This window comes from Humitalea rosea (genome assembly GCF_003253705.1).
Lineage (GTDB): Bacteria > Pseudomonadota > Alphaproteobacteria > Acetobacterales > Acetobacteraceae > Humitalea > Humitalea rosea.
In genome coordinates this window covers 174484-194674 of record NZ_QKYU01000005.1, presented here as the reverse complement: position 1 = coordinate 194674, position 20191 = coordinate 174484, and the positions used below count along the sequence as shown (strand labels likewise).

Sequence of the window (20191 nt, the reverse complement as noted above, 5' to 3'; positions counted from 1 at the left end):
TGATGGAAGCCGCCCTGGTTTGACCACCAGGGCGGCTTTTCTTTTGGTCGCCGCCCCTTATGGTCCGCCCGAGTTTCAGGAGCATTGGGTGATGGCGGATTGGGTCGGGAAGATTGTTCCGGTGGTGTTGTGCGGCGGCACCGGGTCGCGGCTATGGCCGCTGTCCCGCGAAGCCTATCCCAAGCAATTTTGGCCGCTCACCTCCACCCAAACCATGCTGCAGGAGACGGTTGCCCGCGCCCGGGGGGAGGGATTCGCCCCGCCGGTCATCGTCTCCAACCAGGCGCACCGCTTCCTGGTCGCCGAGCAACTGCGGGAGGTGCCCGGCACGCGCATCCTGCTGGAGCCGGTCGCCCGCAACTCCGGCCCCGCCATCGCCGCCGCGGCGATCCTGGCGCATGAGACCGATCCGGATGCCGTGCTCTGGCTGATGGCGGCGGATGCGGCCATCGCCGACCTGCCCGCCCTGCATGCCGCCTTGGCCAAGGCCGCCGGCGCCGCGCGCAACGGCCGCATCGTCACCTTCGGCATGACGCCCACCGCGCCCGAAACCGGCTTCGGCTACATCGAGGTCGGCGAGGAACTGCCCGATGCGCCCGGCGTCCGCGCCATCAAGAGCTTCGTCGAGAAGCCGGATGCCGAGACCGCGGCGCGCTTCGTCGCCGAGGGCGGGCATCTGTGGAACAGCGGCATGTTCGTCGCCTCCGCCGCGACCCTGCTCGCCGAGTTGGCCCGCCACGCCGGCCCGATGCTGGAGGCGGTGCGCGCCGCCATGGCCGGCGCCAAGCGCGACCTGGATTTCGTGCGGCTGGACGAGGCCGCCTTCGCCTCGGCCGAGAACCTTTCCATCGACTATGCGGTGATGGAGAAGACCGACCGCGCCGCCGTGGTCCCGGCCAGCCTCGGCTGGTCCGACGTCGGCTCCTGGGCCTCCCTGTGGGAGATCGCGCCCAAGGATGCGGACGGCAATGCCACCGTCGGCCCCACCGAGCTGGTGGACGCCAAGCGCTGCTATGTCCGCAGCGAGGGTATCCTGACCGGCGTCGTCGGGCTGGAGGATGTGGTGCTGGTGGTGACGGATGATGCCGTGCTGGCCGTCCATCGCGACCGCGCCCAGGATGTGAAGAAGATCGTGGAGCGGCTGAAGGCCCGCGGCGTGAAGCAGGCGACCGAGCACCGCCGCATGTACCGCCCCTGGGGCCATTACGAGGGGCTGATCCAGGGCGACCGCTTCCAGGTGAAGAAGATCGGCGTGCGCCCGGGCGAGAAGCTCTCCCTCCAGAAACATTTCCACCGCGCCGAGCATTGGGTCGTGGTCAACGGCACCGCCATCGTGGAGCGGGATGCCGAACGCATCCTGCTGCGGGAGAATGAGAGCGTGTACCTGCCGCTCGGCTGCGTCCACCGGCTGGAAAACCCCGGCATGATCCCGCTGACGCTGATCGAGGTGCAGTCCGGCACCTATCTCGGCGAGGATGACATCGTGCGTTTCGAAGACACCTACGGGCGCGCCTGAATGGACCTGCAACTCGCGGGGCGGGTGGCCTTGGTCACCGGCGCCTCGGCGGGGTTGGGGCCGGTGATCGCGGCGGTGCTGGCGGCGGAGGGCTGTAGGCTGGCCCTGCTCGCGCGCCGCCGGCCGCTGCTGGAACAGGTGGCGGCGGGGCTGCCGGCCTCGGCCGAACCGCTGCTGGTGGTGGAGGACATCACCACCGATGGCGCCGCCGACCGCATCCGCGACCAGGTGCTCGGGCGCTTCGGGCGCTGTGACATACTGGTGAACAATGCCGGCGGCTCGCGCCCCCAGGCGGATCTCGGCAGCGATGCGATCTGGGCCGAGGCCATGCTGCTGAACTTCGAGGCCGGGCGCCGCATCGCCCATGCGCTGGTCCCCGCCATGCAGGCGGCGCAGTTCGGCCGGATCGTGAACATCACCGGGCAGGATGAGCCGCTCGGCATCAACGCCGCCAATGCGCCGAACGGGGCGGTGCATATCTGGGCCAAGGCGCTCTCCCGCGTGCTGGGCCGCGATGGGATCACGGTCAATTCCATCCCGCCCGGCCGTATCCGCAGCGAGCAGATCGACACCCGCATCCTGCCCAGCGAGGAAGCCCGGCAGGATTGGGCCAAGCGCGAAGTCCCGGCCGGGTATATCGGGGAACCGCGCGACCTCGCCGTGCTCGTCGCCTTCCTGGCAAGTCCGCTGGCCCGCTACATCACCGGTCAGGTCATCCATGTCGATGGCGGGGCCCGGCGTTACAGTCACTGAGCCCCGGCTTCGTGATCGGCGGTTACAGAACCGCCCTCGCATTGCCATGATCGCATGCCGATATTGAGAACGCCTCTGAAGGAGTGGCGTGCGATGCATCATATTCGGAAGCTTCTGATCATTGCCGCCGCCGCGACCGCCTTGGCCGCGCCGGCCCAGGCGGGCGACTACTACCGGCATGGTGGCCACCGTGGTGGTGGCGGCGGGGCCGCGATCGGGGCGATCCTGGGCCTTGGCGCCGGGGTGGCCATCGGCACGCTGTTGGTGCCCCGCGCCTATGCCGCGCCGCCGCCCGTGGTCTATGAGCCGCCGCCGGTCTATTACGCGCCGCCGCCGCCCGTGTATTACGCGCCGCCCCCGCCCCCGGTCTATTATGCGCCGCCCGTGGTCTACGCGCCGCCGCCCCCTTATCACCGCGGCTACTATGCCGAGCCGCCGGTGGCGGTCTATCCGGCGCCGCCCTACGGCTATGGCTACAGGTAAGGATAGCGCCGGGGCCAGGGCGGTTCCGTTCGCTCGCGCTCCCTGCAACTGCCGGCGAGTCCGCCTGACTTGAACATGCTTTAGCCGCCCCGGGCGCCGGCGTTCCGCAAAATCGCCTCCCATCGAGTCATTTCCTCGATGACGAAGGCTTGCGCTTCCGTGGGCGTATTGCCGACCACGCGCTCGGCGCCGAGTTCGGCCAGGCGCTGCCGCACCGCCGGTTCGGCCAGCACGGCCGCCACCTCCTGCTGGATCCGCGCCTGCACCGGGGCCGGCGTCGTGGCCGGCGCCAGGATCGCCTGCCAGACCATGAAGGTCGCGTCCGGATAGCCGAGCTCGGCCATGGTCGGAACCTCCGGCATCACCGGGCTGCGGGCCGGGCCCGAGATCGCCAGCGCCCGCGCCCGCTCCCCCATGGCCAGCGCAAAGCCGGTCAGCCCCGCATCGTAGAGCATGGTCAGCGACCCGTTCGCGAGGTCGAGTGCCGCTGGCGCGCCGCCGCGATAGGGCACCTCCTGCATCTCCACCCCGGCCGCCCGCAGGAACAGCAGCGACACGAGCTGCAAGGCGCCGCCCCCGCCGGTGCTGCCATAGGTCAGCCGCCCCGGCGCCGCCTTGGCCGCCGCGACCAGATCGGCGAGCGTGCGGTAGGGCGAGCCGGGCGGCACCAGCAGCACCATGGGGCTCTCGGCCACGATGGTGACGGCGGTGAGGTCCTTCGCCGGGTCGTAATCCAGCGTCGGGTAGATCGCGCGGGTGACCGCGTGACCGATATTGTGGAACAGCAGCGTGTGGCCATCGCCCGCGCTCTTGGCGACGAAGGAGGCGCCGATGGAGCCGCCGGCCCCGGTGCGGTTCTCCAGCACCACCCGCTGCGGCAGGCGCTGCGACATCCGGTCCGCGATCAGCCGCCCGATCACATCGGTGGCCCCGCCCGCCGAATAGGGCAGCACCATGCGGATGGGGCGGCTGGGCCAGGACTCCTCCGCCCAGGCGGCCGCGGGTGCCAGCGCCGCGGCGCCGAGCACGGCGCGACGCGACAGCCCCTGGTGATTTGCCATGTGATCCTCCCCTTTGGTTTTTTGCCTAATGTAAGGAACGTTTCGGCCCGGCGATCAAGTCGTGCAACAATGCGAAAATATCTATCGCCTGGCGCAAGAAAATCTATTGCGCCACGATTGTCGCCGCGAGGCCTGTCGTTACCCTGTCCCGATCCGAACTCAGGATCAGGAAGAGAAAAATGGGGCTGCCCTCCGCCGACGTGGTGCCGACCGATGCGGTGTCGGGCATCCTTCAGCCGTTCACCGGCATCCAGCGGGTGGATGCGGTCCTCACCGGGCTGAAGTGGAACACGCTGGAGCTGACCTACAGCTTCCCCAGCGAGATCTCCGCCTGGGATTTCGCGACGCCATGGACGGCCTACACCCTCGACACCCCGATCGCCGCGACGCCCGGGGCCTTCGTCGCGGCCAATGCCGCCATCCAGGCCGCCGTCCCGGTGATCCTCGCCGAGCAGTTCAGCGCCGTCAGCGGGCTGCGCTTCACCCAGGCGAGCGACGCCAACGACCTCGATACCACCATCAAGATCGCGCAATTCACCTCCGGCCCGGACCTGTCGGACGTCGCCTTCTTTCCCTGGCTGAACGATTACCGCGTCGAGGCGGTGCTGCTGGAGGACAGCTTCCGGGGCAATGCGCGCAATCCGCTGCTGGGCAACTACGACTGGTCCACGCTGATCCATGAGATCGGGCATTCGCTCGGGCTCAAGCATCCGCATCAGCTCAGCGCTCCGAGCGAGGGCTATGCCTATATTCCCCTGAACCTCAATCGCGCGCCGGCCGAGCGCAACTCCGTCGAATTCACCGTCATGACCTATGCCGTCGCGATCGGGTCCGAGTCCTCGGGGGCGGGGATATCGGAACCCTGGGGCGAGCCGCAGAGCCTGATGCAGGACGACATCCAGGCGCTGCAAACCATGTACGGCGCCAATTACGCGCATCAGGCCGGGAACACCGTCTACAGCTTCAACCCCGCGACCGGGGAGATGAGCATCGATGGCGTGCCGCAGGGCCGCCCGGGTGGCGATGACGCCCCGCCCCAGGCCAACCGCATCTTCCGCACCATCTGGGATGGCGGCGGCGAGGACACCTACGACCTGTCGAACTACGCCGGCATCCCGGACGGCTTCACCGACCTCGACCTGTCCCCGGGCGGCTGGCTGAGCTTCTCGCCCGCCCAGACCGCCAATCTCGGCGGCGGCAGCCTGGCCTCCGCCTTTCCGATCTGGGCGCGGGGCAATGTCGCCAGTGCGCTGCTGTTCGAGGATGACCCGCGCGGGCTGATCGAGAACCTGCGCGGCACCCAGGGCAACGACCTGATCCGGGGCAATGCGGCCGGCAACCTGCTGGCGGGCAATGGTGGCAGCGACCTGATCCGGGGCCTCGGCGGCAATGACCGGCTGGATGGCGGCGCGGGCGAGAATTTTCTCGACGGCGGGGATGGCTTCGACATCGCGCTGTTCAGCAGCCTCGGCCATCGCGGCTGGCTCGCCACGATCGAGCCGGACGGCAATACCAAGCTGAGCCTGGGAGAACGCTCCGATACGCTGCTGAGCATCGAGGCGGCGGCGTTCGCCGATGGCCGCCTCTCCTTCGCGGCCGATGGCGCGGCGGCGCTGGCCGCGAAGCTTTACGCCCTGGCGCTGGGCCGGGCGCCGGAGGCGCATGGGCTGGATATGGCGATCGACGCCGTCGCGGCCGGCGCGCAGGGGCTGGCGGCGTCCCTGCTCGGCAGCGCGGAATTCGCCGCCCTCGGCCCGCTCTCGGACCATCAGTTCATCGACCGGCTGTACCTCAACCTGCGCGGCGAGGCCGGCGATGCGACAGGCACCGCCTATTGGCTCGATGAGCTTGGGCACACCGGCCGCGACCACCTGCTCGTGGACTTCGCCGCGACGCAGGAGGCAGCGGCCGAAATCGCGCCGCTGCTGCGGCTGGGCCTGTGGGACGCCGATGCGGCGGGGACCACCCTCGCCCGCGCCTATCACGCCCTGCTCGGCCGCGCGCCGGACCTGGATGGCTTCCTGGGCTGGGGGAGCGCCATCGCCCAAGGCGGGCTGGCGCTGGACCGCGTGTTTGACGCGATCCTGGCCAGCGACGAGGCCGCCCCCCGCTTCGGCGGCACCGATGACGCAGTGTTCGTCGAACACCTCTACACGACGGCCCTGGGCCGCGCCGCGGATGCGGAGGGGCTGGGGTTCTGGACCACGCTGCTCGGCGAGGCGCGGATCGACCGGGCGGGCGTGGCCGAGATGGTGGCCGCGAGCCAGGAATTCGCGACGCTGACCGATGCCCTGATCTATGGCGGCGGCGGCGCGGAGGCGGGTGTGGCCTTCGCCTGACCGAAGGGGTCAGGGCGGCGGCAGATCCACCATCAGCAGGCTGCCCGACTGGCTCTCGCTGATCACCAGGGTCCGGCCATCGGGCGCGAAGGCGCAGTTGGTCGGCATCCGGCCGAAGGCGGTGCAGTCGATCCGATGGGTCACCACCCCATGCGGATCGGCGACCCAGACCTGGCCATGGCCGGGATTGGCGACGCAGAGCCGGTCATAGGCATCCACCGCCATCCCATCCGGCCCCGAGGTGCCGGCCGGGATGCGCAGGAACAGATTGGCTTTGGCCACCACCGCATCCGCGCGCAACGAAAAACGCCAGACCTCGCAGGAGCGGGTCATGGCGACATAGACGACAGTGCCGGCCCGGTTCAGCGCGATGCCATTGGGGCTCGGCCCGTTGGCGATCAGCCGGTCGATCCGCCCGTCGCCATGCAGGCGATAGACCCGGCCGGTCGGGTCCTGCAGCCCGGTCTGGCCCTGGTCGGTGAACAGCGTCGAGCCATCCGGGTGGCAGATCACATCGTTCAGGCCGCGAAACCCCTCGGACTGGATGGTCTCCAGCACCGGCGCCATCGCCCCGGTGTGGCTGTCCATGGTCAGCAGCCCGTGGCGATAGTCGGCGACCAGCAGCTCCCGCCCGCGCGGGGCCAGGCCGTTGGGCCAGCCATCGTACTCCGCGATGGTCTCCCAATTCGCGCCCGCCACGCGGAATACCCGGCCATGCGGGATGTCGGTGCAGAACAGCGTGCCGTCCTCGTCGAAGCAGGGGCCTTCCAGGAAGGAGTCCACCGGCTGGCCGCCACGGTTGGCATCGGCCCAGGCGCTGCGGCGCAAACGGCGCTGGGCATCGGGAAGGCGGGAGAGCAGCGATGCCTGGAGCACGCGCGGGGGTTGGGTCCACATTCGCAGAGGCTGCCGCCACTCAGACTTGCCGTCCAGATGGCGGCGCTCCAAGCTTCGTCGATGGGCAGGACTCTCATCGAGAAACTCTTCGACGACCACACGGTCGTGGCGCGCGAGGATGGGCTGCGTCTGCTCCACATCGACCGGCACTATTTCCACGAAGGCTCCTTCCACGCCTTCAACCAGCTTCGCGCCCGCGGCCTGCCGCTGCGCCGGCCAGACCTGACCTTCGGCTATGGCGACCATTACGCGCCGACCGACAGCCGCAGCCTCGACGGCATCGCCGATTCGGAAATCCGCGGCATCGTCGAGACCTTCGAGGCCAATGCCCGCGCGCATGGCACCACCGTCCAGCGCCTGGCCGATCGCGGCCAGGGGATCGTGCATGTCGCCGCCCCCGAAACCGGGCTGACCCGGCCGGGCATGAGCGTCGTCTGCGGCGACAGCCATACCAGCACCCATGGCGCCCTCGGCGCGCTGGCCTTCGGCATCGGCGCCAGCGAGGTCGCGCATGTGCTGGCGACGCAATGCATCTGGCAGGCGCTGCCGGCGCAGATGCGGGTGGTGATGACCGGCCGCCTCGGCCAGGGCGCCACCGCCAAGGATCTGGCCCTGGCGCTGATCGCCCGGATCGGCACCGGCGGCGGGCTTGGCCATGCGATCGAATTCGCGGGTGCCGCGGTCGCCGCACTCCCGATGGAGGCGCGGCTGACGCTGTGCAACATGGCGATCGAGGCCGGTGCCCGCAGCGGCATCATCGCCCCCGATGCGATCACCGCCGCCTATCTGAAGGTCTCCGAACGCTGGGCGGGCCTGCACTCGGACGAGGATGCCGTCTGGGCGCGGGAGGTGACGCTGGATGCGGGCGCGGTGCGGCCGATGGCGACCTGGGGCACCAGCCCGGAGGAGGCCGTGCCGCTCGCCGCCAGCGTCCCCCGCGTCACCGACGCCCCCGATGCCGCCCGGGCCAGCGCCTGGGCGCGGAGCCTCGACTACATGGGCCTCCTGGGGGGCGAGCCCCTGTCGTCCTTGGGCATCGACCGCGTTTTCCTCGGCAGTTGCACCAATGGCCGCCTCTCCGACCTGCGCGCCGCCGCCGCGGTGCTGCGCGGGCGCAGGATCGCGGTGCCGATGCTCATCTCCCCCGGCAGCAGCGAGGTGAAGCGCGCCGCCGAGGCCGAGGAGCTGCACCACATCTTCCAGGAGGCCGGGGCCGAATGGCGGGAGAGCGGCTGCTCGCTCTGCGTCGGCACCAATGGCGAGACGGTGCCGGCGGGCGAACGCTGCGCCAGCACCTCCAACCGCAATTTCCCGGGCCGCCAGGGCCGGGGGGCGCGGACGCATCTGGTCAGCCCCGCGAGTGCGGCGGCCTCGGCCCTGGCCGGGCGGCTGGTGGCGGCCTGATGCCCGAGCCATTCCTGGCGCACACCGGGCTCCTCGCCCCCTTCGCCCGCGACAATGTGGACACGGACCAGCTGCTGCCGGCCCGGTTCCTCCGCAAACCGCGTGACGAAGAGTATCATCGCTGGCTGTTCCACGACCTGCGCGCCCGTCCCGATGGCGCGCCGGACCCGGAATTCGTGCTGCACCGAGCCCCCTACGACCGCGCCACCATCCTGGTCGCGGGGCGCAATTTCGGCGTCGGTTCGTCGCGGGAGGCGGCGGTCTATGCGCTGCTTGCCGGGGGGTTCCGTTGCGTGGTGGCCAGCGGCTTCGGCGACATCTTCTTTCAGAATGCCCTCAAGAACGGTCTGCTTCCGATCCGGCTTGAGGAGGAGACCGTGCTTTCGTTGCGCGCCGCACCCCCGGGGGCGGAAGCGACGGTGGACCTTGCGGCGGCGGTTCTGACCGGGCCGGACGGGCAGCGCCATCCCTTCACCCTGCCGGGTTTTGCCCGCGACTGCCTGCTGCGCGGGGTCGATGAGATCGGTTACACGCTGGGTTTGTTGGATCGAATCACCGCCTGGGAGGCAGGGCGGCATTCCGCTTGACGCGGCGCGGCAGCGCGGTGAACCCTCCGCCCCGACTGTATCTTAGGTGTCCCCACAATGTCGTTCCGTCCACTTTCCCGTATGGTCGCGGTGGCGCTGGCCCTTGGGCTGGCCTCCCCGGCCTTGGCGCAATTCGGCCCGCAGGGCCCGCCCGCGGTCGGGGTGGTGACGGCGGAACAGCGCCCGGTGACGGAAAGCGTCGAGTTCGTGGGGCGGGTGGAGGCGGTCGACCGCGTGGAACTGCGCGCCCGCGTCACCGGCTTCCTGCAGGAACGCGTCTTCACCGAGGGCCAGGAGGTCGCGGTGGGCGACGTGCTGTTCCGCATGGAGCGCGCGCCGTTCGAGGCGGAGCTGGCCCGCCAGCGCGCCAATCTGGCGGCGGCCGAGGCGACGCTGGTCAATGCCCGCATCGTGCTGGAACGCGGCCGCGACCTGCTGCGGACCCCCGCCGGCACCCAGGCGCGGGTGGATGACGCGACCGCCAATGAGCGTTCGGCGGCGGCCCAGGTGGCGGCGGCGCGGGCCAATGTGCGGGTGGCGGAGATCAACCTCGCCTATACCGAGATCACCGCCCCCATCGCCGGCAAGATCGGCCGCAGCACCTTCGCGGTCGGCAATACCGTGGGGCCGACCTCCGAAGCCCTGGCCACCATCGTCAGCCAGGACCCGATGCGCATCGCCTTCCCGGTCAGCCAGCGCCAGGGGCTGGAGCTGCGCGACCGTTACCAGGATCGTGGCGGCGTCGCCGCCCTGGTGGTGCGGGTGCGGCTGTCGGATGGGCGGATCTATGGCACCCAGGGGCGCGTCGATTTCATCGACAACCAGATCGACCGCAGCACCGATACCATCCTGATCCGCGCCTCCGTCGCCAATCCGGTGCGGCCGGGCGCCAGCGACCGCGAGTTGATCGACGGCCAGTTCGTCACCGTCTTCGTCGAGGGCGTGGAGCCGGTCCTGGCCATCGTGATCCCCCGCGCGGCGGTGCTGCAGGACCAGGGCGGCTCCTATGTCTTCATCGTGGATGCGGAGAAGAAGGCGCAGCGCCGCAACATCAAGCTCGGCCGCTCGACGCCGGAAACCGCGGTGGTCGAGGACGGGCTCGCGGTCGGCGACATGGTGATCTCGGAGGGCATCCAGCGCGTGCGCCCCGGCCAGGTGGTGAATGCCGCCCCGGTCGCGGCCCCGGCCGCGCCCGCCGCGAGACCCGCGGGCGGCCGGGGCTAGGCGCCGCGCATGTTCGCCTCGATTTTCGTCGATCGCCCGCGTATGGCGATCGTGCTCGCCATCCTGATCACGCTCGCCGGCGGGTTGTCGCTGCTGCGTATCCCGGTCTCGCAATTCCCCGACATCGTGCCGCCGCAGGTCAGCGTCACCGCGCGCTACCCGGGCGCCTCGGCGCTGGTGGTGGAACAGACCGTGGGGCAGGTGGTGGAAAGCGCCGTGAACGGCGTGGACCGCATGCTCTACATGAAGTCCAACAGCGGCAATGACGGCAGCTACACGCTGAACGTCTCCTTCGCGCTGGGCACCAACCCCGATATCGCGACGGTCAACGTCAACAACCGCGTCCAGGCCGCCCTCGCCCGCCTGCCGACCGAGGTGCAGCGCAATGGCGTGACGGTGCGCAAGCAATCCTCCGCCGTGCTGATGTTCATGTTCGTCTATTCCGAGACGGGCGAGCAGGACCCGCTGTTCCTGTCCAACTACGTCACCATCAACATGCTGGACCGGCTGTCGCGGGTGCCTGGCGTCGGCTCGGTCAGCGTCTTCGGTGCCGAGGATTATTCCATGCGGATCTGGTTCGAGGTCGATCGGCTGATCGCCCTGAACCTCACGCCCTCCGACATCATCACCGCGATCCAGTCGCAGAACGTGCAGGCGGCGGTGGGGCGCCTCGGCGGGCGGCCGACCACTGACGACCAGGCCTTCCAGATCAACCTCGAGACCCGCGGCCGGCTGGTCACGCCCGAGGAGTTCGGCAATGTCGTGATCCGCGCCAATGCCGATGGCAGCACCTTGCGGGTGCGCGATGTCGCCCGCGTCGAGCTGGGTGCCGCGAGCATGGACACCGAGAACCGCTTCAACGGCCAGCCGGCCATAGCACTCGGCGTCTATCTCTCGCCCGGGGCGAATGCGGTGAATGCCTCGGCCGCGCTGAAATCGGCGATGGAGGAGCTGAAGCAGCGTTTCCCCAGCGGGGTGAACTACAACGTCTTCTACGACACCTCCGATTTCGTCAGCGAGACCATCACCGAAGTCGCCAAGACCCTGCTTGAGGCCTTCGTGCTGGTGGTGCTGGTGGTGTTCCTGTTCCTCGGCAATCTGCGCGCGACGGTGATCCCGACCATCGCGGTGCCGGTCAGCCTGATCGGCACCTTCGCGGTGCTGCTGATGATCGGATATTCGGCCAATACCGTCTCGCTGCTGGCGATGGTGCTCGCCATCGGCATCGTCGTGGATGACGCGATCGTCGTGGTCGAGAACGTCGAACGGGTGATGGACGAACACCCAGACCTCTCGCCCGCCGATGCGACCAAGCTCGCGATGAGCCAGATCACCGGCCCGATCGTCGCCATCACCTTGGTGCTGCTCTCGGTCTTCGTGCCGGTCGCCTTCATCCCCGGGCTGTCCGGGGAATTGTTCCGCCAGTTCGCGGTGACGATCTCGGCGGCGATGCTGATCTCGGCGCTGAATGCGCTGACGCTCTCCCCAGCACTCTGCGCCGTCATCCTGCGGCCGCATCACGGGCCGCGGCGCGGCGTCATGGGCCGCATCATGCGCGGCATCGACTGGACGCGGGACCGCTACGCCGGGGGGGTCGCGCGCCTCGTGCGGATATCGGCGCTGTCGCTGCTGCTGACGGTCGCCTTCGGGATCGGCATCTGGCAGATCTCGCTGCGCACGCCCTCGGGCTTCCTGCCGCAGGAGGACCAGGGCGCCTTCTTCGTGCAGGTGCAAATGCCGCCCGCCGCCTCCGTCAACCGCACGCGAGACGTGGTGAAGCAGGTCGAGGAGATCCTGAAGCAGAACCCTGCCGTGCAGGGCACGCTGGCGATCGTCGGCTTCAGCCTGATCGATGGCGGCGCGCAGCCCAACTCCGCCTTCGTCGTCGCGCGGATGAAGCCCTTCGCCGATCGCACCGGGGTCGGTGATTCCGTGCAGGCGGGGATCGGGCGGCTGTTCGGCTCGGTGCAGGGGATCCGGGCGGGCAATGTCTTCGCCTTCAACCTGCCGCCGATCATCGGCCTCGGCACCGGCGGCGGCTTCGAATACGTGTTGCAGGACTACGAAGGGCGCTCGCCGGTCGAATTGGGCGCGACCATGTTCGGGCTGATCGTGCCGGCGAACCAGGACCCGGCGCTGACCGCCGTCTTCTCCACCTTCGCGGCCAACGTGCCGTCCTTCTTCCTGGATGTGGACCGCGACAAGGCAAGCGCCCTCGGCATCCGCATCAGCGACATCTTCACCGCGTTGCAGGCCACCTTGGGCGGCTACTACATCAACGACTTCAATTTGTTCGGCCGCACCTGGCAGGTGAACATCCAGGCCGAGGCCGCCGACCGCAACGATGTGGACGACATCTGGCGCATCAACGTCCGCAATTCGCGCGGCGAGATGGTGCCGCTGCGGGCGGTGGCCGATGTGCGGGCGGTGCTCGGGCCGCAGACGATCTCGCGCTACAACAACTACCGCGCGATCTCGATCAACGGCGCGCCGCGGCCGGGGGTCAGCTCGGGCGATGCGCTGGCGGCGATGGAGGCCCTGTCGCGGCGCGTGCTGCCGGCGGGCTACGGCTTCGAATGGACCGGCACCGCGTATCAGGAAAAGCTCGCGGCGGGGCAGACCTCGGTGATCCTCGCCCTGGCCTTGCTCTTCGCCTATCTGTTCCTGGTCGCGCTGTATGAATCCTGGAGCATTCCGATCCCGGTGCTGCTCTCCATCGCGGTCGGCGGGCTGGGGGCCTTCGTGGCACTTCTGGTCGCGGGGCTGCCGCTCGATGTCTATGCCCAGATCGGGCTGATCGTGCTGGTGGCGCTGGCGGCCAAGAACGGCATCCTGATCGTCGAATTCGCCAAGGAGCAGCGCGAGGCCGGGCTGCCGATCCGCGAGGCGGCGGTGACCGGCGCGCGGATGCGATTCCGCGCGGTGATGATGACCTCGATCGCCTTCGTGCTGGGGCTGACGCCGCTGGTCTGGGCCACCGGGGCGGCGATGCTGTCGCGCCGGGCGGTGTCCACGGCGGTGTTCGGGGGGATGCTGGGGGCGGCGCTGGTCGGGATCTTCATGATCCCGATGCTCTACGTCGTGGTCCAATCCACACGCGAACGGGTCAAGGGCTGGTTCCGCCGCAAGCCCGCGGCCTGACTCTCGGCGGGGCGCCCCATCCAGCAGGATCTCCAGGGTGCGAAGCAGCCGGGCCTCGCTGCCATAAGCCCGTCATGCAGACGAAGCCCACGCCGCATTCGGCGAGATGCTCGGCAATGGCATAGGACCGTTCGCCGCGCGGTCACGGATGAGTGGTGTCAGCGCCGTTGCTCTGGTGCGACGCGCGGGGAAGCGGCACTTCGATCCGATAGGAGATACCGTCCTGGCCGAAGGTCAACTCGGTCTTGGCTTGCAGCGTGAAGGCGACGGCGCGCTCGATCAGCTCACGCCCATAGCCCTGGTGAGAGGGGTCCGGCGGCACGGACACGCCGCTTTCCTTCCAGTCGAGCACCAGGCTCGGCCCCTCCCGCTCGATGTCCCACAGCACATCCAGATGCCCGCCATGATCGCTCAGCGCCCCATGCTTCACGGCATTCGTCGTCAGCTCATGCAGGACAAGGGCGACAACCTGCACCTGTTCGAGGTTGAGCCGGACGGAGGGGCCCGCGACGGTCACGCGATCATCCTCCAGCGCCGCATGCGCCTTGAGCTCCAGGCGCACGATCTCCGCCAGATCCACCTGATCGCGCGAGGCCTGGCCGATCAGCCCCTGCACGCGGCCCAGGGCGGCCACCCGGCTGGTGAAGGATTCGAGCGGCAGCCCCTGGCCGACCGTCTGCCTGGCGATGACCTGCACCACCGTCAGCAGGTTGCGGGTGCGGTGCTGCAACTCGGCGATCAGCACCTGCTGCCGCCGCTCGGACTCGGTCAGCGTGGTGACATTGACGAAGCTCGCGATGAGGCCCTCGATCTCCTTGCCGCTGTTCAGATAGGGCACGAGCCTGACGAGGTAGTCGGCATTGTTCTGTTCATCGGTCACGCGGCGATCGATCGATCGCCCCTCCGCGAGCACCAACCGGGCATCCTCCTCGAAATCCGGCATCCTCAGGCGGCTGTAGAAATCCGCGATCGAGCGGCCGCGATCCGCCGGCAGGATGGAGAAGACCTTGGTGGCCGCGGGGGTGAAGCTGCGGATCATCATCTTGCGGTCGAGGAAGATGGTGGCGACATCCGTCGATTCGAACAGGTTCTTCAGATCGCTGTTGGCCTGGTCCAGCGCCTCGATCTTGATGTTCAGCTCACCATTGACGGTGTGCAGCTCCTCATTCACCGATTGCAGCTCCTCCTTCGAGGCTTCCAACTCCTCGTTGGAGGACTGCATCTCCTCGTTGACGGAGACCAGTTCCTCATTGGAGGCCTTGAGCTCCTCCAGCGCGGTTTCGTATTCCTCGATCAGCGATTGCAGGCGTTCCCGCGTGTCGCGCAGCTCCCGCTCCAGATGCGCGGTATTGCCGTCCTCAAGGATCGCATGGCGGCCCAGCGCCTGCTCGCGGCTCAGCATCGGGCCGTCGTCCATGAACATCACGAGGAAGAGCTGGTCGGATGCGCCCTGCCCCTCCAGCGGGACCACGGTCAGCGTGAGCATCTGCACGCGGCCGTCATCCATCTCCACCGCGATGCCGCCCGTGGTCGCGGCGCGTCCGGTATCGAGGGTCTCGCGAAAGGTGGTGCGAAGATCGAGCCGCAGCCCCTTGCGCGCCATGCTCAGGATCTGCGGCGTGGGAACGCCGGGGGCGGCCTCCAGATATTTCCCGGTGCGGGCGGAATAATAGATGACCTCGCCTTCGCGGTTCACCACGACATAGGGCGGGGAGAACTGCTCCAGCACCTGGCTCTCCACCGCCTGGCGCAGGGTGGCGCCGCTGAGCGGCGACTTGGGCGCCCCCCGCGGCAAGGCGTGCCCGGGGCGCAGGGTGTCGATCGCCATGGGCAGGCGGATGGCCGGCGTCACATCCGCGCGACGCCGGAAGATGCGGAAATTCTTCACCAGCGGCGCAAACAGATGGCTGAACTGGCCGACATTCTCCGAGGAGCCCAGGAACAGGAACCCATCGGGGTTGAGCGCGTAATGGAAGATGGGGACGACCCGGCTCTGCACATCCAAGCCGAAATAGATCAGCAGATTGCGGCAGGAGATGAGGTCGATGCGGGAAAACGGCGGGTCGCGGATCACGCTATGTGGCGAGAAGACGCAGAGATCGCGCAGATCCTTCGACACGGCGAAGAAGCCGTCCTCGGAGGTGAAAAAGCGATCGCGCCGCTCGGCGGAGACACCTTCCAGCAGCGCCTCGGTGTAGCGGCCGGTGCGGGCGATGCCCAGCGCCCGCTCATCGATGTCGGTGGCAAAAATCTGCACGCGCGGCGTGGTGCTCAACCTGTCCATATGCTCGCGCAGCAGCATGGCGAGCGTATAGGCCTCCTCTCCGGTGGCGCAGCCTGGCACCCAGACCCGCACGGTGTCGTCGGCGCCCCGGTCCTCGAACAGCTTCGGCACCACGATCTCGGCCAGCTTCGCGAAGGCCTCCGGATCGCGGAAGAAATTCGTCACGTTGATGAGCAGGTCGCGAAACAGCGCCGCCACCTCCTTCGGGTCCTCCCGCAGCAGGTCGACATAGGGCCCCACCCGCGGGATCTGGCGCACCTGCATGCGTCGCTGCACGCGGCGCAGGAAGGTCTTGGCCTTGTAGCCGCTGAAGTCATGGCCGACCCGGTTGCGCAGGATGGCGTAGATGTCCCGCTGGGCATCCGCCACCGCCCGCGCGCCGTCCGCCGCGGGCGGGGTCTCGTCGTCGTCGTCCGCGATCGGCTCCAGGCTGCGCGCGCATTCGACGAGCTTGGCGCCCATCTGATCCGCCGGCAGCGCGAAATCGACGAGGCCGGAGGCAATCGCGTTGTCCGGCATGTCCGGGTAATGCGGACCGTAGCCATCGCTCGATTGGGCGAAGGTGAGGCCGCCGCGCTCCTTGATCGCCTTGACGCCCAGCGTGCCGTCGCCATCGCCGCCGGACAGCACGACACCCGCTGCAAGCTCGCCCTGATCCATCGCCAGGGCGCTGAAGAAAATGTCGATCGGCTTGCGCTCACGCCGGTTCGCATCCGGTTTGCGCAGGCTGAGACAGGACCTGCTGATCCCGAGGATCGCGCCCGCCGGCATCACATAGACAGTGTTCGTCTCAATCTGCAGTCCATCCGCCGCGATATGGACCGGCAGCGTGGTGTAGCGGCTGATGATCTCATGCAGCCTGCTCTCGCGATCCGGGCTGAGATGCGTCACCACGACGAAGGCCACCCCCGGGGCCGCCGGCACCCCGCGGAAGAAGCCCTCCAGAGCCTCGATCCCACCGGCTGAGGCGCCAATCCCGACGATCGGGAATCCCGTCATGGCGGGCTGCCGTTGCGGCGAGGGGCTTCAAGGTGGGTTTGCGACATCGCACACCGTCCTCGCGCATGGGGTCGGACATGGCCGCGATTACCCACCCGCCTGCGCGTTCTGCCGATTTGACGACCGGCGCTCACAGTAAGTCAGGCTGGGACTTGCGAGTCATTCTGGCTGCGTCTTTTCTCAAACCATTCATATCAAACGCTATCCGTTGGCAAAAGTTGTATTCGCCCCGGGTACCAAAACATCATCCACGGGGCGGTCTCCGCCCCCCGTGGCAGGCCGGCGGAGGTGGCATTTCGCGGCGCCCCTTCCAAAGCGGCGTTCACGGCGTATCCTCCTGGCACAAGACAACCGGGCATCAGGGAAACGAGATCATGGCAAAGTTCGGACTCAGCCAATCCGTCCGCCGCGTTGAGGACCCGCGCCTGCTGCTGGGCCATGGGCGCTACACCGCCGATGTCGGCTCGGGGCAGGCGGTGGGCTATGTGCTCCGCAGCCCGCATGCCCATGCGAAGCTCGGCGCCATCGACACCACGGTCGCGCGCACCATGCCGGGCGTGCTGGCGGTCTATACCTATGCCGATTGGGAGGCTCTGGGCCTCGGCGAGATCCCCTGCGCCGTGCCCATGAAGAACCGCGACGGCACGCCCCGCGCCGAAACCCCGCGCTATGGGCTGGCCAAGGAGTTCGTCCGCCACGTCGGCGATCCGGTCGCCTTCATCGTGGCCGAGACGACCGAGGCCGCGCGCGATGCCTCCGAGGCGATCATGGTCGATTACGAGGTGATGCCCTCCGCGACCGACCTCGCCACCGCCCATCTGCCGGGCGCCGCGCTGGTCTGGCCGAACACGCCCAACAACATCTGCTTCGACTGGGATGTGGGCGACAAGGCGGCGACCGATGCGCTCTTCGCCAAGGCCGCCCATGTCACCAGGCTGACGGTGGTCAACAACCGGGTCGTCGTGAACAGCCTGGAGGCCCGCGCGGCCCTGGCCGAATTCGATGCCGAAACCGGGCGTTTTACCCTGCATGCCGGCACCCAGGGCTCATGGCTGGTGAAGAACCTGCTGGCCAGCAGCGTGTTCAAGCTGCCGCCCGACCGCTTCCGCGTCATCACCCCCGATGTCGGCGGTGGCTTCGGCATGAAGATCTTTCTCTATGCCGAATATGCGCTGTGCTGCATGGCGGCGCGCGAACTGGGCCGGCCGGTCCGCTGGATCTCGGAACGCACCGAGGCCTTCCTCTCCGACACCCAGGGCCGCGACAATATCACCGAAGGCCAGATCGCGCTGGATGCCGAGGGCAAGTTTCTCGCCATGCGGACCACGAACCATGCCGGGATGGGCGCCTACCTCTCCACCTTCGGCCCCTTCATCCCGACCATGGCGGGGACCAAGGTTCTGGCCTCGGTCTATGGCTTCCAGTCGATCCACGCCCATGTCATCGGCGTGCTGACCAATACCGTGCCGGTGGACGCCTATCGCGGCGCCGGGCGGCCGGAGAGCAATTATTTGGTCGAACGGCTGATCGATGCGGCGGCGCGGGAGACCGGGATCGACCGGATCGAGCTGCGCCGGCGCAACATGGTCCCGTCCACCGCCATGCCCTTCACCTCGGCGATGGCGCAGCGCTACGACAGCGGCGAGTTTTCCCGCGTCATGGACGCGGCGCTGGCCCGCATCGACTGGGCCGGCTTCCCGGCCCGCCGCGCCGAGGCCGCGACGCGTGGCCAAAAACGCGGCATCGGCCTCGCCTACTACCTGGAGGCCACCGGCGGCGCGCCCACCGAACGCGCCGAGGTCCGCTTCGCCGAGGATGGCATGGTCGATGTCATCGTCGGCACCCAGTCCACCGGCCAGGGGCATGAGACCGCCTACAGCATGCTGACGGCGAATGAACTCGGCATCCCGATGGACAAGATCCGCATCCTGCAGGGCGACACCGATGCCGCGCCCAGCGGCGGTGGCACCGGCGGCGCCCGCTCGCTCTATTCCGAGGGCACGGCGATCATGGCGACGACCGCCACCGTGATCGAGAAGGGCCGCCAGGCCGCCGGCGAGGCGCTGGAGGCCGCGACCGTCGATATCGAATTCGACAAGGGCCGCTTCACCGTCGTCGGCACCGACCGGTTCATCGACATCATCGAACTGGCGGCCGGGCAGCGCGCCAAGGTCGCCGCCGGGCTGGACGCGACCCTGCTGGACGCGGCCGAGGTGGCGGATATCCCCACCCATACCTTCCCCAACGGCTGCCATATCGCGGAGGTCGAGGTGGACCCCGAGACCGGCCATATCGCCATCCCGCGCTACCTCGTGGTGGATGACGTGGGGCATGCGCTGAACCCGCTGATCGTGCGTGGCCAGGTGCATGGCGGCGTGGCGCAGGGGATCGGCCAGGCCTTCCTGGAGCGGACCTCCTACGACCCTGAGAGCGGGCAGCTGCTCTCGGCCTCCTTCATGGATTACGCGATGCCGCGCGCCATCGACCTGCCGGATATCGAGGTCGATCTGATCGAGGTGCCCTGCGACACCAACCCGCTGGGGGTGAAGGGCGCGGGCGAGGCCGGTGCGGTGGGCTCACCGCCGGCCGCGATGAACGCGCTGGTCGATGCGCTCTCGGGCGACGGCATCACCCATATGGACATGCCGGCGACGCCGGAGACGGTGTGGAAGGCGCTGGCCCTGGCCCGCGCCGCCTGATCGGGACGGGGGGGGGGGAGCGACCGCTCCCCCCCCGTCCCGCCTTACTGGAACATGAGGTTGGCGATGTCGCAGGTGTTCACCGCCCGCCGCTCCTCGGTCCGCCCGCCTTCGTAGACCACCTTCACATCATAGAGGCAGTCGCCCTGCGGCAGGCGGATGGCGAGATGCGCGTCATTGGCCAGCACCTCGGTGCCCAGCACATCCGGGCCCCAGTCGGCCATCACCGCGGCCGAGACGAAGGCCTGCTGGATCACCTGCCCGCTGCGGTTCACGAGGTTGAAGGAGGGGTTGCCGGTCGGCACCGCCGCCTCCGCCGGCTCGCCCTTGCCGCGTGGACCCTCGGCACGCACCGGGCGGCCGGTGATGACCAGTTCCGTCACCCGGCAGAGATCGATGCCGCGGCGTTCTTCCGGCGGTGGGCCACCCTGGTAGACGATCCGCACATCATAGCCACAGGCGCCGGCGGGCAGCGTCAGCGCCAGGCTCGCGCCGGGGGCCACCACCGCCGTGCTGAGGCGGTCGGGACCCCAGGCGGTCTCGGTGGCCAATGAGACATAGGCTTCGAGGATCGCGAAGCGGGAGCGGTTGACCAGGGTGAAGGAGGGATCGCCGTTCGCGGCCGGAGCGGCGGTCGTGGCCGGGGCCTGGCCCGGCGCCGGCTTCTGGGCCAGGGCCGGGTTCTGGGCGAGGCCGGCGGCGAGAAGGGCGATGATCAAGGCAAGGCGTCGCAGCATCACAGGCTCCTGGAACGGAGAGCGGAGCCTATCCCCTGCCGCGGCGCGGGGCCAAGCACGCCCGCGT

13 protein-coding genes are annotated in these 20191 nt (G+C 68.8%); 9 read left to right on the top strand and 4 right to left on the bottom strand.

Features of this window, described 5'->3' with window-relative positions; all coding sequences use genetic code 11:
* The first annotated feature begins 91 nt into the window (after positions 1 to 91).
* The 3 genes from C8P66_RS06335 (at position 92) to C8P66_RS06325 (ending at position 2752) form a co-directional block, all read left to right on the top strand.
* Entirely contained in the window at positions 92 to 1516 is a 1425-nt protein-coding gene (locus C8P66_RS06335; protein ID WP_111397352.1) for a mannose-1-phosphate guanylyltransferase/mannose-6-phosphate isomerase, read from the top strand.
* The gene (locus tag C8P66_RS06330; protein WP_111397306.1) at positions 1517 to 2269 is read left to right on the top strand and encodes an SDR family oxidoreductase; all 753 of its coding nucleotides are present in this window, start codon (positions 1517 to 1519) and stop codon (positions 2267 to 2269) included.
* A 93-nt stretch (positions 2270 to 2362) separates the two neighbouring features.
* On the top strand, positions 2363 to 2752 hold the full coding sequence (locus tag C8P66_RS06325; RefSeq protein WP_111397304.1) for a hypothetical protein: 390 nt from the start codon (positions 2363 to 2365) through the stop codon (positions 2750 to 2752).
* 80 nt (positions 2753 to 2832) lie between these two features.
* On the opposite strand, the gene C8P66_RS06320 is transcribed toward C8P66_RS06325, so the two are convergent.
* Positions 2833 to 3813 (bottom strand): Bug family tripartite tricarboxylate transporter substrate binding protein, encoded by a 981-nt coding sequence (locus C8P66_RS06320; RefSeq protein ID WP_111397303.1) that lies wholly within the window; start codon positions 3811 to 3813, stop codon positions 2833 to 2835.
* 179 nt (positions 3814 to 3992) lie between these two features.
* On the opposite strand from C8P66_RS06320, the gene C8P66_RS06315 reads away from it, so the two are divergent.
* A complete protein-coding gene (locus tag C8P66_RS06315; protein ID WP_111397302.1) occupies positions 3993 to 6152 on the top strand; it encodes a DUF4214 domain-containing protein in 2160 nt (719 codons plus the stop codon).
* A gap of 9 nt (positions 6153 to 6161) precedes the next feature.
* Here the strand turns inward: C8P66_RS06315 and C8P66_RS06310 are convergent, their stop codons facing one another.
* Positions 6162 to 7049 (bottom strand): SMP-30/gluconolactonase/LRE family protein, encoded by an 888-nt coding sequence (locus tag C8P66_RS06310; RefSeq protein WP_111397301.1) that lies wholly within the window; start codon positions 7047 to 7049, stop codon positions 6162 to 6164.
* A 60-nt stretch (positions 7050 to 7109) separates the two neighbouring features.
* On the opposite strand from C8P66_RS06310, the gene C8P66_RS06305 reads away from it, so the two are divergent.
* The 4 genes from C8P66_RS06305 to C8P66_RS06290 are packed head-to-tail and all read left to right on the top strand — an operon-like array spanning position 7110 to position 13405.
* A complete protein-coding gene (locus C8P66_RS06305; RefSeq protein ID WP_111397300.1) occupies positions 7110 to 8453 on the top strand; it encodes a 3-isopropylmalate dehydratase large subunit in 1344 nt (447 codons plus the stop codon).
* A complete protein-coding gene (leuD, locus tag C8P66_RS06300) occupies positions 8453 to 9040 on the top strand; it encodes a 3-isopropylmalate dehydratase small subunit (RefSeq protein WP_111397299.1) in 588 nt (195 codons plus the stop codon). The genes C8P66_RS06305 and leuD overlap by 1 nt, the downstream gene beginning before the upstream one ends.
* Positions 9041 to 9097: 57 nt before the next feature.
* Positions 9098 to 10264 carry an efflux RND transporter periplasmic adaptor subunit gene (locus tag C8P66_RS06295; RefSeq protein ID WP_111397297.1) on the top strand — a complete coding sequence of 389 codons (1167 nt, stop codon included), beginning with the start codon at positions 9098 to 9100 and terminating at the stop codon, positions 10262 to 10264.
* Between the two features lie 9 nt (positions 10265 to 10273).
* Positions 10274 to 13405, top strand: coding sequence for an efflux RND transporter permease subunit (locus tag C8P66_RS06290; protein ID WP_111397296.1), 3132 nt, complete (start codon positions 10274 to 10276; stop codon positions 13403 to 13405).
* Between the two features lie 142 nt (positions 13406 to 13547).
* Here C8P66_RS06290 and C8P66_RS06285 read toward each other — a convergent pair whose 3' ends face one another.
* The gene (locus C8P66_RS06285; RefSeq protein ID WP_111397294.1) at positions 13548 to 16688 is read right to left on the bottom strand and encodes a CheR family methyltransferase; all 3141 of its coding nucleotides are present in this window, start codon (positions 16686 to 16688) and stop codon (positions 13548 to 13550) included.
* A gap of 374 nt (positions 16689 to 17062) precedes the next feature.
* On the opposite strand from C8P66_RS06285, the gene C8P66_RS06280 reads away from it, so the two are divergent.
* Entirely contained in the window at positions 17063 to 19387 is a 2325-nt protein-coding gene (locus C8P66_RS06280; protein WP_111397293.1) for a xanthine dehydrogenase family protein molybdopterin-binding subunit, read from the top strand.
* A gap of 44 nt (positions 19388 to 19431) precedes the next feature.
* Here the strand turns inward: C8P66_RS06280 and C8P66_RS06275 are convergent, their stop codons facing one another.
* Positions 19432 to 20124 carry a hypothetical protein gene (locus tag C8P66_RS06275; RefSeq protein ID WP_146422736.1) on the bottom strand — a complete coding sequence of 231 codons (693 nt, stop codon included), beginning with the start codon at positions 20122 to 20124 and terminating at the stop codon, positions 19432 to 19434.
* Between the last annotated feature and the right edge of the window lie 67 nt (positions 20125 to 20191).

Excerpts from the sequence above, each read along its gene's own strand:
- C8P66_RS06330 (WP_111397306.1), top strand. The coding sequence starts at position 1,517 with ATGGACCTGCAACTCGCGGGGCGGGTGGCCTTGGTCACCGGCGCCTCG.
- C8P66_RS06310 (WP_111397301.1), bottom strand. The coding sequence starts at position 7,049 with ATGTGGACCCAACCCCCGCGCGTGCTCCAGGCATCGCTGCTCTCCCGC.
- C8P66_RS06335 (WP_111397352.1), top strand. The coding sequence starts at position 92 with ATGGCGGATTGGGTCGGGAAGATTGTTCCGGTGGTGTTGTGCGGCGGC.
- C8P66_RS06295 (WP_111397297.1), top strand. The coding sequence starts at position 9,098 with ATGTCGTTCCGTCCACTTTCCCGTATGGTCGCGGTGGCGCTGGCCCTT.
- C8P66_RS06285 (WP_111397294.1), bottom strand. The coding sequence starts at position 16,688 with ATGACGGGATTCCCGATCGTCGGGATTGGCGCCTCAGCCGGTGGGATC.
- C8P66_RS06290 (WP_111397296.1), top strand. The coding sequence starts at position 10,274 with ATGTTCGCCTCGATTTTCGTCGATCGCCCGCGTATGGCGATCGTGCTC.
- leuD (WP_111397299.1), top strand. The coding sequence starts at position 8,453 with ATGCCCGAGCCATTCCTGGCGCACACCGGGCTCCTCGCCCCCTTCGCC.
- C8P66_RS06320 (WP_111397303.1), bottom strand. The coding sequence starts at position 3,813 with ATGGCAAATCACCAGGGGCTGTCGCGTCGCGCCGTGCTCGGCGCCGCG.
- C8P66_RS06315 (WP_111397302.1), top strand. The coding sequence starts at position 3,993 with ATGGGGCTGCCCTCCGCCGACGTGGTGCCGACCGATGCGGTGTCGGGC.
- C8P66_RS06325 (WP_111397304.1), top strand. The coding sequence starts at position 2,363 with ATGCATCATATTCGGAAGCTTCTGATCATTGCCGCCGCCGCGACCGCC.
- C8P66_RS06275 (WP_146422736.1), bottom strand. The coding sequence starts at position 20,124 with ATGCTGCGACGCCTTGCCTTGATCATCGCCCTTCTCGCCGCCGGCCTC.
- C8P66_RS06280 (WP_111397293.1), top strand. The coding sequence starts at position 17,063 with ATGGCAAAGTTCGGACTCAGCCAATCCGTCCGCCGCGTTGAGGACCCG.
- C8P66_RS06305 (WP_111397300.1), top strand. The coding sequence starts at position 7,110 with ATGGGCAGGACTCTCATCGAGAAACTCTTCGACGACCACACGGTCGTG.